Annotated in this window: 10 protein-coding genes; 6 read left to right on the forward strand and 4 right to left on the reverse strand. The window is 74.7% G+C overall.

Annotated features, from left to right (window positions below; all coding sequences use genetic code 11):
- Positions 1-55 precede the first annotated feature (55 nt).
- From AAC134_RS04670 to AAC134_RS04685, 4 genes are all read left to right on the forward strand, one after another.
- Positions 56-1,447, forward strand: a complete 1,392-nt coding sequence (locus AAC134_RS04670; RefSeq protein ID WP_339947891.1) for a hypothetical protein — start codon at positions 56-58, stop codon at positions 1,445-1,447.
- A gap of 194 nt (positions 1,448-1,641) precedes the next feature.
- Positions 1,642-2,676 carry a DUF6635 family protein gene (locus AAC134_RS04675; protein ID WP_339947892.1) on the forward strand — a complete coding sequence of 345 codons (1,035 nt, stop codon included), beginning with the start codon at positions 1,642-1,644 and terminating at the stop codon, positions 2,674-2,676.
- A 253-nt stretch (positions 2,677-2,929) separates the two neighbouring features.
- Positions 2,930-5,095, forward strand: coding sequence for an acetate--CoA ligase family protein (locus AAC134_RS04680; RefSeq protein WP_339947893.1), 2,166 nt, complete (start codon positions 2,930-2,932; stop codon positions 5,093-5,095).
- A 1-nt stretch (position 5,096) separates the two neighbouring features.
- Complete coding sequence (locus tag AAC134_RS04685) at positions 5,097-5,975, forward strand: NAD(P)-dependent oxidoreductase (RefSeq protein ID WP_339947894.1); 879 nt, start codon at positions 5,097-5,099, stop codon at positions 5,973-5,975.
- Positions 5,976-6,468: 493 nt separating this feature from the next.
- Here the strand turns inward: AAC134_RS04685 and AAC134_RS04690 are convergent, their stop codons facing one another.
- From AAC134_RS04690 to AAC134_RS04705, 4 genes are all read right to left on the reverse strand, one after another.
- Positions 6,469-7,287, reverse strand: a complete 819-nt coding sequence (locus AAC134_RS04690; protein ID WP_339947895.1) for an anti-sigma factor — start codon at positions 7,285-7,287, stop codon at positions 6,469-6,471.
- Positions 7,271-7,828 (reverse strand): sigma-70 family RNA polymerase sigma factor, encoded by a 558-nt coding sequence (locus tag AAC134_RS04695; protein ID WP_339947896.1) that lies wholly within the window; start codon positions 7,826-7,828, stop codon positions 7,271-7,273. Before AAC134_RS04695 ends, AAC134_RS04690 begins: the two co-directional genes overlap by 17 nt.
- A 136-nt stretch (positions 7,829-7,964) precedes the next feature.
- Entirely contained in the window at positions 7,965-8,759 is a 795-nt protein-coding gene (locus AAC134_RS04700; RefSeq protein ID WP_339947897.1) for a transporter, read from the reverse strand.
- A gap of 151 nt (positions 8,760-8,910) precedes the next feature.
- Positions 8,911-10,575, reverse strand: a complete 1,665-nt coding sequence (locus tag AAC134_RS04705) for a GMC family oxidoreductase N-terminal domain-containing protein (RefSeq protein WP_339947898.1) — start codon at positions 10,573-10,575, stop codon at positions 8,911-8,913.
- Between the two features lie 138 nt (positions 10,576-10,713).
- Between AAC134_RS04705 and AAC134_RS04710 the strand changes: the two genes are divergently transcribed.
- Positions 10,714-12,006 carry a YcaO-like family protein gene (locus AAC134_RS04710; protein ID WP_339947899.1) on the forward strand — a complete coding sequence of 431 codons (1,293 nt, stop codon included), beginning with the start codon at positions 10,714-10,716 and terminating at the stop codon, positions 12,004-12,006.
- Positions 12,007-12,025: 19 nt separating this feature from the next.
- The coding region (locus AAC134_RS04715) for a BTAD domain-containing putative transcriptional regulator (protein ID WP_339947900.1) at positions 12,026-12,803 on the forward strand (778 nt) is incomplete at its 3' end.

The raw sequence follows: 12,803 nt of genomic DNA on the forward strand, positions 1-12,803 counted from the left end.
TGCGGGCGGCGCTCCCGGCCTCCCGCTTCCCCCTGTGGCCGCGGAGGATCCGCGCATGGCCGAAGCCGGCCGCTCCCGAGACGAGGCGGAGACGGGCGACGCCGCCCGCGAGGCCTCCGCGCGCGCCCGTTCGGCCGCCGCGGACGAGGCGCTGGGCCTCTCGCCCGGCGGCGCGGCGCGCCTGCCGCTGGGCGCGGCGCTCGGCGGCGTCGTGGCGTGGCTGGGGGCCGAGACGGGCATCGTCTGGGCGCTGACCCGGCTGGTCCCGCCCTGGGGTCCGGTTGCGCCCGCCCAGGCCGCGGCCGCGGCGCTGGCCATCACCGCGCCGATCGCCGTGGGGCTGGTCTGGGCGAGCCTCGCCCGCCGATCTGCCGACACTGCGCAGCGCCTCGAGGCCCTGTCGCGCGCCAACGCCCGCGCGGCGGCCGCTGCCGCCGCCGCGCCGCGTGCCGCCGCCTCCGAGGGGCTGACCCGCGCCGATCTGACTCATGCCGTCGCCCATGCCGCGCGCGATGCGCTCGATGGCGAGCGGGCCGCCATCGCCCGGCGCATTGCCGAACTCGCCGAGGCCCAGAGGCTGCTCGACGTCAGTCTCGCCCGCCTCGACCGCTCGACCGCCGCGCCGGCGGCTGCGGCCGGGGCGGCCGGGCCCATGCAGTCGAAGCCTCCGGTTGCCCAGCCGCAACCCGTGCCCGAGGCCGCGGCCTTTGCAGCTCCGTCCGCGCCCAGACCCCAGCGGTCGCCTGACGTCGCGCCGCCGCCTGTGGCCGCGCCTGTCGCGGCCGATCCGCCTGCGCCTGCCCCTGCGCAGCCCGGCCCCGAGGTCGACGAGGAGCCGGGCCTGCCGCTGGTCGCGCCCGATCCGCCGCCCGCCCGGGCGCCGGCGTCGATCCCGGCCTCGCCGCCGCCCGCCGCGGTCGCCGACCCGCAGGGCTTCCTGCCGCTGGCCGCCGACGCGGCGCCGGCCGAGGCGGGGCGGGACTGGGGCCAGGTGGCTCTGGCGCTCGACTTCCCCAAGGACGAGCGCGACGACGCCGGCTGGGCCGCCCTTGCCACCGCCGCGAAGGACCGGCCCATCGCCGAGCTGCTGCAGGCCGCCGAGGACGCGCTGACCCTGCTGGCCCAGCACGGGATCTACATGGAGGACCTTTCGGTCCGCCTCGCGCCCCCCGCCCTGTGGACCCGCTTCGCCCAGGGAGAGCGCGGGCCGGCGCTGATCTCGGTGGGCGGCGTCGACAGTCCCGAGGCGGTCGAGGCCGTGCGCAGGATGATGAAGGCCGACCCGGTGTTCCGCGACACGGGCATGCACCTGATGCGCCGCTTCGACGGCGTGCTGCGCCGCGCCGCCGCCGAGCCGCGCGGCGTCGGCCGGCTGCTGGAGCTTGCCGACAGCCGCACCGGGCGGGCCTTCATGCTGGTGGCCCAGGCGGTCGGCGCCTTCGACTGACCGCCACCACGGGCTGTTCGGGCGGCCAACGCCGCCCGAGGCCGCCCGAGGGCCGCCCGGCGTTCCCGGACGCCGCCGGCGCGCGCCGGTTCCGGGCCGCGGAAGCCTGGCCGGCGCCGCTTCCGCCGCCCCTCGCCTGCGCTACATCTACAGGCGTCCCGCCGTCCCCGCGGGACGCATCCGCGGACGAGGCGATGGCCCCCCAGGACGACCCCGACCCCTCCGACCTTTCGCCCGCGGCCCCCGCCCGGCCCGAGCCCGAGCCCGACCCCGCCGCGGCGGCCGAGGCCCGCGCGCTGGTGGCAGAGGCCGCCCGCGCCTATTTCGCCGAACGTCGCGCGCGCATCGACGGCTTTGTCGCGCGCACCTACCGGTTCCGCGGCTCGCTGGGCCTGCACCGGCACGCGGTGGGCTGGGACCTGGCGCGGGCCCCGGCGAACCTGGCGCTCGCCCCCGCCGCGGCGCTGACCCGGCTGGGCGCCTCGGCCGCCCGGAAGGTCGGAGCGCGGGGGGCGGGCGACTGGCTCGCGCGCCGCAAGCTGATCCTGCGCACCCAGGTCGCCCGCGAGGTCGAGCGGCGCGTGGTCGTCGACCTGCTCGAGCTGCCCTGGCGCGACCCGGCCGAAAAGGACGCCAGGGTCCAGGGCCGCGACGCGCTGGCCGAGGCGATCCTGACCTCGCCCCGGCTCGAGGCGCTGGCCCGCCTGCGCGACCCCGACGCCTCGCCCCGGTTCCGCGCCTCGGAGACGCTGAGCGAGTATGCCGGCGTCCGCTCGGCCGCCGCCGAGATCGCCACGGGCATCGCCACGATGGGCGCCGGCGCGGCGGCCTTCCAGCAGCTGACCCCGGGCGCGATCTCGCTGGGGCCGGCGCTGGCGGCGGCGCTGGCCCAGCAGGCGGCGGTCTCGGCGTTTCCGCTGGGGGCGACGGCGGGCTCGGTCTGGTACGGGGCGTTCCCGGCCGCGGCCTCGCCGGCGCTGGTTGCGGGCGCCACCGCAGGCATGGCCGCCGTGGGCGCGGTGGCGGCCGCCTTCGCCGGGCTGGTCGCCGACCCGGTGCAGGCGAGCCTCGGCGTCCACCAGCGCCGCCTCAAGCGCCTGATCGACGCGCTGGAAGAGGAGTTTCTCGAGGGCGAGGGCGCGGGTTTCGCCGCGCGCGAGCACTACGCCGCCCGGATCATGGACGTGGTCGACATGGGCCTGGGCTTCGCCCGCCACCTGCGGACCTGACGCCGGGACTCTGCGCGGACGCGGCCCCGGGCTGCCGGCGCCGCCCCGCCGGAGACGCCTGACGTGCGCGTCGCCCGCAAGGCGCCTTGCGTCGCGCGCGATCCCGAAACATCCTGCCGGGCGGCAGGTGGGCCCTCGGGCCCCCTGACTCGAAAATGATTGCGCGGAGCGCGGCGCCCCCCGGGGCGCGCCGGGCATCCAGCGCGCCCCGGGAGGACCCCATGACCCATCACCACCCCGCGCGAGGCCGCGGATGAGCGCCGGCGGACGTCTCTACAAGGCTTCGGAGCTGCAGCGCCTGCTGGCCCCCAAGTCCGTCGCCATCGTCGGCGCCTCGACCCGCGAGGGCTCCTTCGGGATGCTGACCTTCAAGAACCTGCACCGCTTCGCCGGGCCGGTCTGGACGGTCAACCCGCGCTACGACGAGCTCTACGGCCAGCCCTGCTACGCCTCGGTGCGCGACCTGCCCGAGGCGCCGGACTGCGTGGTCCTGGTGACCCCGCGCGACGCGGTGCGCGGCGTGCTGGAGGAATGCGCCGACATCGGCGCGGGCGGCGTGCTGGTCTTCGCCTCGGGCTTTGGCGAGATGGGCGAGAAGGGCAAGGCGCTGGAGCGAGAGAACGCCCTGCTGGCGCACCGCGCGGGCATGCCCCTGATCGGACCCAACGCGCTGGGCTTCGTGAACTATTCCAACGGCGGCGCGGTGACCTTCCACCCGCCGCTCGACTTCGAGCGGGGCTTTGACGCCGAACCCGCGCAGCGCCGCGTGGGCATCGTCGCCCAGTCGGGCGCGCTGGGCTTCTCGCTGACCCAGGGGATGCGGCGGGGGCAGTTCTTCTCCCACGCGCTGGCCTGCGGAAACTCCTCGGACGTCGACGTCGCCGACTGCGTGGCCTTCATGGCCGAGGATCCCGAGGCCAAGGCCATCGCCGTGATCCTCGAGGGCGCCCCGGCCCCCGACCGTTTCGAGGCCGCGATCAAGCAGGCCGCCGCCGCCGGCAAGGCGACGGTGGTGTGCAAGATGGCCCGCGGCGAGAAGGGCGCGGCCGCGGCCGCCTCACACACCGGCTCGCTGGCCGGCGCGCACGACGCCTACCGCTCGATGGTCGAGCGGGCGGGCGGCATCTTCGTGGACGAGCTCGAAGCGCTGGTCGACACCGCCCGCCTGTTCGCCAAGTCGCCCCCCCCGGTCGCCGAGGGGACCTGCATCGTCTGCACCTCCGGCGGCGCGGGCGTGTTCCTGACCGACGCCTGCGAGGACGCGGGCGTGCCCCTGCCCCACCCCTCGCCCGAGGTGGAGAAGGTGCTCAAGGCCCGGATCCCGGAGTTCGGCTCGGCGGTGAACCCGGTGGACGTGACCGCGCAGGTGGTCTCGGACCGCCAGAGCCTGATCGACTGCCTCGAGGCGGTGCTCGACCAGGACGACTACGGCTCGCTGGTGGTGCCGCACCCGATCGCGATCGAGACCTCGATCCCGCGCATCCAGCTGATGGGCGATCTGGCGAAGAAAGCCGGCAAGCCGGTGATCGTGCCGTGGATGAGCTCGGCCCTCGAAGGACCCGGCCTGCTCGAGGCGGAGGCCTCGGACTCCATCGTCGTCTTCCACAACGTGCGCCACTGCATGGAGGGGGTCGCGTCCTGGTGGCGCTGGCACGCCCGCCACGTCGAGCCGATCGACAAGCCCCGCCTGACCGAGCCCTCGGCCGGGCTCTCGGCCCATCTCGCGGCCTCGGCCGGCGGCGCGGTGACCGAGCGGGAGGCCAAGGCGATCCTGGCGGGCTACGGCGTGCCGGTGATCGAGGAGAAGGCGGCCTCCAGCGCCGAGGAGGCGGGGCGGCTCGCCTCCTCGCTGGGCTTCCCGGTGGTGATGAAGATCGACAGCCCCGACATCGCCCACAAGACCGAGGCGGGGGGCATCGCGCTCAACCTCGGCTCGGCCGAGGCGGTGGCCGCGGAGTTCGAGGCGATGACCGCCCGCGTGAAGCGCCACGCGCCGAAGGCCCGGATCGAGGGGGTGCTGGTGCAGCGCATGGCGCCCAAGGGGGTCGAGATCGTGGTCGGCGCCCGCCGCGACCCGGCCTTCGGGCCGCTGGTGGTGGTGGGGCTCGGCGGCGTGCTGGTCGAGCTGATGCGGGACTCGGTGGCGGCCCCCGCCCCGGTGACCCCGCGCGAGGCGCTGGACATGCTGGCCCGGCTGCGGGGGGCGGCGATCCTGGACGGGTTCCGCGACCTGCCGGGGGTGGACCGCGACAGACTGGCCGAGATCGTGGCCCGCGTGTCGGAGTTCGCCTTCGACGCCGGCGACGCGCTCGAGGAGCTGGACGTCAACCCGCTGATCTGCCGGGGCGAGGACATCGTGGCGGTGGATGCGCTGATCATCCCGGCCGCCGCGGCGGAGCCCGACCGGAAGGCCGGCTGAGATGGCGGGAACCTTCGGCTTCATCGGCCTCGGCGTGATGGGCGAGCCCATCTGCCGCAACATCCTGAAGAAAAGCGGCTGGGGCGGGGTGGTCTTCGACCTCTCGCCCGAGCCGGTGGCGGGGCTGGCGGCCGAGGGAGCGATCGCGGCGGGCTCGGTCGCCGAGGTGGTCGCGGCCGCCGAGGTGATCTTCCTCTCGCTGCCCGGCGGCCCCCAGGTCGAGGCGGTGGTCGCCGGTCCCGGCGGCGTGCTGGAGACGATCCGCGAGGGTCAGATCCTGGTCGACACCTCCACCGCCCCCGTCGGCCTGACGCGGGAGCTTGCCGCGAAGATCGAGGCGAAGGGCGCCCGCATGGCCGACGCGCCGGTGGCGCGCACCCGGCAGGCGGCGATCGAGGGGACGCTCTCGATCATGGTCGGGGCCGAGGCGGACCTGTTTGCGACGATCGAGCCGCTGCTGCGCTGCGCCGCCTCGGACGTGACGCTGTGCGGCGGCATCGGCTGCGGGCAGGTGGTCAAGATCCTCAACAACATGGTGCTGTTCGAGACGGTGGTGGCGCTGTCCGAGGCGCTGGCGCTGGGCGAGGGGGCGGGCGTCGACCGCACGCTGCTGTTCGAGACGCTGTCCAAGGGCTCCGCCGACAGTTTCGCGCTGCGCAACCATGGGCTTAAGGCGATGATCCCCGACGACTTCCCGCTCGGCGCCTTCCCGACGGACTATGCGCTGAAAGACGTCTCCTACGCCCTCGACCTCGCCCGGCAGACCGGCGTCGTCGCCGAGGGCGCGGAGCTGGCCCGGGCGCGGATGCAGGCCGCCAGGGACGCGGGGTTCGGCGCGGAGTATTTCCCCGTGCTGGCCCGCGCCATCGCCCGGCGCTGAGCCGGCCCGGGGCCCGGGGGCGCGCTCCCGGGCCCCGAGGCTCCCCCGCCTCCGCGAGAGGCGGATGCCGGGACCGCGCCGCCGCGGTCTCGAGAAAACTTGCGGCTTCCTGAAACCTGTTCATCTCCCGCCCGTAGCTGAGTCCCGAGAGACAAGGGCCCCGCCGCAAGGGGCCCGGCGCGACGAGGCCCTTGCCCGGGCCCGATCGCGCCTCGAACGGCGCGTGCGCGTTCATCCGCTGCATGCGCCCGGGGGCTGGCGTGTGTGGGGCGCCGGCCCCTGTCTCGTGGCGGCGGTTTCTGGGGAAGCCAGCCGCCGGCGGCGGTCGTCGACGCCACGGCCGGGTTTTTTCCCGACCTGGCCGGCTCCGAGGCGGAGGCGGCCGTCGCTCCTTGAGCCCGAAACCGACATCGCCCGCGCGCCTCCCCGGCGCGCGGGCGATCTGTCTTGGGAGCTGCCGTGGAGTCTGCCGCGGGCGCTGCGAGGCGCCGCTTCAGTCGGCGCGGATCAGCTCGCCCGTGAACACCACGTCGCCGGTGGGCTGGCCGGTCGGCGAGCCGCCCTCGGGCTCGACCGAGACCGCCAGGACCGAGCCCTCGACCGGCCCGCCGATGGCCTCGAGCGCCACCTCCCCGCCCTGGCCCAGCAGACCCAGCGAAACCGGCTGCGCCCGGCCGCCGCCGACCGCCCACATCTCGTAGACCTGGCCCGCGGGCGGGGGCGTGGGGCGCAGCGGACGCAGGCTGAGCGTGCCGGCCGCGAGGTTCACCTCGGCCACGAAAGCCGGCGCGTCGCCGCCCGGCTGCAGCACCGCAACCCAGGTTCCCGCCTCGGCCGGCGGGCCGCCGGCCACGGGGCCCGGGGCCTGGCGCGGGTCGAAGGGCACGACGCCGGGGGGCGCGACCAGCAGCGCCAGCATCGCCGCCGCCGCCACGCCCGCGAGGGCCGCGGTCCCGCGCCAGTAGCGAACCCGCTGGCGCAGCTCGATCACGTTTGCCTCGCGGGGCGCGGGCGTGTCGGTCCCGCTCGCGGGCGGGGTCCCGGTCGCGACCGCGACGCCGCCGGGCAGGCGCGCCTCGATCGCCGGCCACACCCACGCGGGGGGGATCGCGGGGCGGGCCTCGGCGGCAAGCTCGGCCAGCGGCGACAGCCGCCCCTCCCAGACGCGCACCGCCTCGGCGAAGCCGTCGTCGGTCGCCATGCGCGAGGCGGCGGCCCGACGCGACTCCGCGTCCAGCGTGCCCAGCACGTACTCGGCGGCGTCGCCCGCTTCGGGGGCCGGGTCGATGGTCTGGTCAGGCGGGTTCGCCATCGAGGCATCCTTTCAGCGCCGACAGGGCCCGGCGCAGTCGCGTCTTCACCGTGTTGACCGGCATCGCGAAGCGCTCGCCCAGCTCCTCCCGGCTCAACCCGTAGAGGTAGCCCAGCAGCACCATGCGCCGGTCGTCCGTCTTCAGCCCCTCGAGGCACTCGCGCAGCGCCAGGGACTCGGTCTGATCGAGCCCCGCCGAGGCGGCGAGGCCGGGTCCGTCCTCGGGATCGATCTCGTCCGAGGCGGCCGAGACGCGCTCGGCCTGCAGCCGGATCGCGTCGATGGTCCGGTTGCGCGCGATCGCGGCCATCCAGGCGATGGCCGAGGCGCGGCCCGGATCGAAGCGCCCGGCATGGCGCCAGATCTTCAGATAGCTCTCCTGGAGCAGTTCCGCGGCGAGGTCGGGTCGCCTGCAGATACGCAGGATCACGCCGTAGAGTTTCGCCGAGGTGCGCCGATACAGCTCGGCGAAGGCGAGCTTGTCGCCCTCGGCCGTCGCCGCAAGCAGCGCCGCGAGGTCCATGGTCTCGAAATCCGGCACGAGTCTCCCCTCGAACTGTCCCGCCCGCCGCGGGCTTCGCCTCCGCTCCCTGGCAAGGTGATGGAGGGGGGGCGAAGGTCAAGCCGTCACGCGCCCGAACGACCGCGAGGGCGCCGGGGGCGGCCGCCCGGCGCGCTCAGCGCGGGAACAGCAGGATGACGTTGGCCCGCACGCCGAAGCCCTCGGGCCCGCCGCGGGCGGACTGCGCCCAGTAGCGCGCGCCGAGGCCGAGCTGCACCTTCTGTTCGCCGATGCTCACCAACTGGTTGACGCCAAGGTTGATCGGCACGGACCACTGCTCGGAGGACCAGTCGTAGGTGGCTTCGGTGTTGAGAAAGACCGAGGTGGCGCTGGGCCAGGTATAGTTGAGGAAGGGCTGCAGGAAGCTGGCGTTCACCTCGCCGCGCCCGCCTTCGCCCGCCACCGACCAGATGTGGTTGGCCAGCGCCCCCACGGTCCAGGGGCCGGACTGGCGCAGCACCACGCCGGTGGGGCCGAGGCCGAACTTGCCCCCGCCCAGCGCGTCGTCGGTGGCGGTCGGGATCAGCGCCACCGGGCCGACGCCCCAGATCAGGCCGCTTTGGGTGGACTTGGGCGAGACGAACAGGCTCTGCACCACGTCGCCGAGGCCGAACTGGTCGCTGCCCGGCGCCACGTCGCTCTGCCAGGCGACGGGCAGGATGGTGCGCGAGATCAGGTTCCAGTCGTCGTTCAGGTCCATCGGCACCACCGGCTGGATGTTGACGAAGGCCTTGTCGCCGTCCTGCGGGCCGTAGCCGCCGTCCCAGTTGAACTGGAAGGGGACGCTGATCAGGCTGGCGACGGGATTGGCGAGCTTCTTGGCCAGGTCCTCGGCGCTCTCCTGCGCGGCCGCTGGAAGTCCCTGGGCAAGCAAGGCGACGGCGAAGGCGAACACTCTGGACACAGGCATGGGGGCGCTCCCGGCTACACGACGGCCCCAACCTTCCCGCGGAGGACGACGGCGGTCAAGACGACCTCCACCCAGGGTTACGGCCGCCTGCCGGGATGTGGCCGGAACAGCCCGACCCGCCTGCGCGCGGGCGAGGGCCGCGCGGCCGGCCTCAGGCCGCCCGCGCGCCGGTCTTCGCCGCGGCCCGGATCATGTCGGCGGCCTTCTCGGCGATCATCACGGTGGGCGAGTTGGTGTTGCCCGAGGTGATCGTGGGCATGATCGAGGCGTCGACCACCCGCAGCCCCTCGATCCCGCGCACCCGCAGCTCGGGGTCCACGACCGAGGCGGGGTCGGGTCCCATCCGGCAGGTGCCCACGGGGTGGAAGATGGTCGAGGCGACGGCGCCGGCGGCCTCGGCGAGTTCGGCCTCGGTCTGCCATCGGGGACCGGGCTTGAACTCCTCGGGCCGGTATCTCGCCAGCGGGGTCTGCGCGACGATGCGCCGGGTCAGGCGGATCGCGGCGGCGGCGACGCGGCGGTCGCCCTCGGTCGAAAGGTAATTGGGCGCGATGGCGGGATGGGCCCGCGGGTCGGGGGATTTCAGGGTCACGCTCCCGCGGCTCTCGGGGCGCAGGTGGCAGACGCTGGCGGTGAAGGCGTCGAACGGGTGCAGCGGCTGGCCGAAGGCCTCCAGCGTCAGGGGCTGCACGTGGTATTCGAGGTCGGGCGTCGCCACGTCGGGGCCCGATCGCGCGAAGGCCGCGAGCTGGCTCGGCGCCATCGACATCGGCCCGGAGCGCTTGATCGCGTATTCCAGCGCGATCTTCGCCTTGCCGAGCCAGCTTGCCGACATCGTGTTCAGCGTGGGGATGCCGGTGACCTTGTAGGCGCAGCGGATCTGCAGGTGGTCCTGCAGGTTCGCCCCCACGCCGGGCGCGTCCAGCCGCGTCTCGATCCCGTGGTCCTGCAGCAGCGCCCCCGGACCCACGCCCGAAAGCTGCAGCAGATGGGGGGAGCCCACCGCGCCGCAGGCCAGGATCAGCTCGGCGCGCGCCGTGGCGCGCTTGAGGGGGGCGTCGTCGCCCTTGCCATGCCGGAAGGCCACGCCGGAGCAGCGGGCGCCGTCGAACAGCAGCCGCTCGGCCTGGGCGTGGGTCATCACCGTCAGGTTGGGCCGCTTCATCGCCGGGCGCAGGAAGCCAGTCGAGGCGCTCCACCGCCAGCCGCCCTTCTGGTTGACCTTGAAATAGCCCACGCCCTCGTTGTCGCCGCGGTTGAAATCGTCGGTCTCGGGCAGGCCCGCCTCGATCGCGGCGCGCTTGAACGCCTCGAGGATGTCCCATTTCAGGCGCTGGGTCTCGACCCGCCACTCGCCGCCCGCACCGTGCATCTCGTCGGCGCCCAGCGCGTAGTCCTCGGATTTCCTGAACCAGGGCAGCACGTCGTCCCAGCCCCAGCCGGTGTTGCCGAGCTGGCGCCAGTGGTCGTAGTCCGCCGCCTGGCCGCGCAGGTAGAGCATGCCGTTGATCGACGAGCACCCCCCCAGCACCCGCCCCCGCGGATAACCCAGCGAGCGGCCGTTCAGCCCCGGCTCGGGTTCCGTCGTGAAGCCCCAGTCGGCGCGCGGATCGCCCATGCAATAGAGGTATCCGACCGGCACCTTGAACCAGATCCAGTCGTCGCTGCCCCCCGCCTCGAGCAGCAGGACCGAGCGCGAGGGATCCTGGCTCAGCCGGTTGGCGAGCACGCAGCCGGCGGTGCCGGCGCCCACGATCACGTAGTCGAACTCGCCCACGGTCTCGGCGGTTGCGGCGGCGTCGGTATCGGACGGCATCCCGGTTCTCCCTCTGGCGCGCGGATCGTGGGGGGCGCCGCGCGCCGCGAATACTGGTCGCGGCGCGCGTGCGCTTCAAGGCGTTGCGGAATCCCCGATTGCAACCCATGCTTGAACACATTGGATACGGAGCCTTGCATGCAGCCCGCCCCTTCGGTTTCCGACGCGGCCCCCGGCCTCGGCCCTTCCGCCGACGCGCCCGGTTCGGAAGATCCCGCCCTGCGCCTGCGCCGGGCGGCCGAAGAGATGGACTGGGTGATGCGCTTCCCGCTGGCCACCGCGCCGGGGCTGGTGTTCGTGGGGGCCCTCTCGACGCCCGCGAAGCTGGTCGAAGGCGCGGACCCCGAGGTTTCGGGCAGCCACGCCGGCGGAGCCGAGACCCAGGCCGCCGCCTTCGCCGCCTGCCTGGGCGAGGCCTGCGAGTTCCTCTCCCAATTCGAGCGTCCGGGCGACCTGCTGCCCGCGGATCATGGGCTGGAGGCGGTGGACAGCGGCCTCGACTGGACCCCGCCCACCGCCGACCAGGTCCGCGGCCTGCGCCTGCATGACGGGGCCGAGGTGGCGGTCTCTGCCGACCGCTGCCTGCGCCGCACCGGCCTTGCCGCGCCCGCGCCCGAGCCGCCGGTGCGGCTGGGCCTCGGCTGCGCCGCCGGCCGGACCGAGACCGAGGCCCGCCTGCGCGCGGTGCTGGAGCTGGTCGAGCGGGACGCCGCCGCCCTGTGGTGGCGCGCCGGGCTGCCGCCGCGGCCCTTCGACCCTGCGGATCCCGCGCTCGGGCCCGCCTTCGCCCGGATCGCGAGCTGGCGGGGGGAGGAGACCGGCCGCGCGATGTGGTTCGCCGACCTGACCACCGACCTTGGCATCCCGGTCGCCGCCGCCTTCGCCGTGGACGCCGACCCGCAGTCCGACAGCCCGGCCCTGACCGTGGGCCTCGCCGCCCGGCCGGAGATGTCCGAGGCGATCCTCTCGGCCGCGCGCGAGGCGATCCAGGGCGAGCTGGCCCTGAGCCTGCTGGCCGAGCGGCTGGCCCATCATGGCGAGACCGTGCTGACGCAGGGCGACCGCGCCCTGCTGGCCCGCGCCGCGCTCGACCCCGCGAGCGACCCGCGGCTGTCGCCGCGCGGACGCCCGCGTCGGCACGCGCCGGCGGCCGAAACTGCGGCCGAGACCGGGGGCGAGACTGGGGGCCCGAGCAAGAAAGATGAACGAAACCTGCAACGAATGGTTGAACAGCTCGCCGCCGGCCAGCATCATGTCGTCTGTGTCAGGCTGACTCGTCCGCGCCCGGGGTTGCCCGTGGCCTGGGCCATGGCGCCGACGCTCCAGCCCGATCCGTCGCCACTCGAGACGCCTCGTCTCCGCGCGGCCGCATCGCAGCTCGCCACGACCCACGGGGGGCGTCGTCCCCCGCGGGACCCGTCGCTCTGGTGACCGAAAGGGGCCGCACGTCTTGAATGTCCTGCTGCATCCGCCCGCCGCCGCCGCCGAGGCGCCCGCGCGCCTGACCATCCGCATGCTGGGAGCCCCGGCGCTGATGCACGATGGCCGCTCGCTTCGGGTGGTGAACCGCAAGCTGCTGTGCATGCTGGGATATCTTGCGCTGGACGAAAGCGGATCGGACTCGCGCGAGCGTCTTGTGGGCCTGCTGTGGTCGGAGTCCGACGAAAAGCACGCCCGCGGCTCGCTGCGCCAGGTGGTCACCGCCCTGCGCCGGATCACCGGCGAGCTGGGCTTCGAGGGGTTCGAGACCGACCGCTCCCACGTCACCCTCGACCCCGCCTGTTTCCGCGCCGACGTCGCCGACGTGCGCGCCCAGCTGGGGCCCGAGCGGATCCATCCGCTGCTGCTGACGACCGAGGATCTGCCCTCGACCCTGATGGCGGGCTGCGAGGACGTCGACCCCTCGTTCGCCGGCTGGCTGAGCGTGCGGCGCATGACCCTGCGCGACCAGCTGCAGCAGGGGCTGCTCGCCTCGCTGGAGCAGGCGGCCCCCGACGGGCGGATCGAGCGGGAGCTGGCGCGCGCGCTGCTGCGCCTCGATCCCACGCAGGAGCTCGCCGCCAGGCGGCTGATGGAGAACCTGGCCCGCGGCGGAGACGTCTCGGGCGCGCTGACCGTCTACAAGTCGCTGTGGGACGTGCTGGGCGACGAGCACGACATGGAGCCGGCCGAGCCGACCCGCGATCTGGTCGCCCGGATCAAGAACGGCGAGCTGCCCGAGCCGGGCG

This window comes from uncultured Albimonas sp., assembly GCF_963977235.1.
Lineage (GTDB): Bacteria > Pseudomonadota > Alphaproteobacteria > Rhodobacterales > Rhodobacteraceae > Albimonas.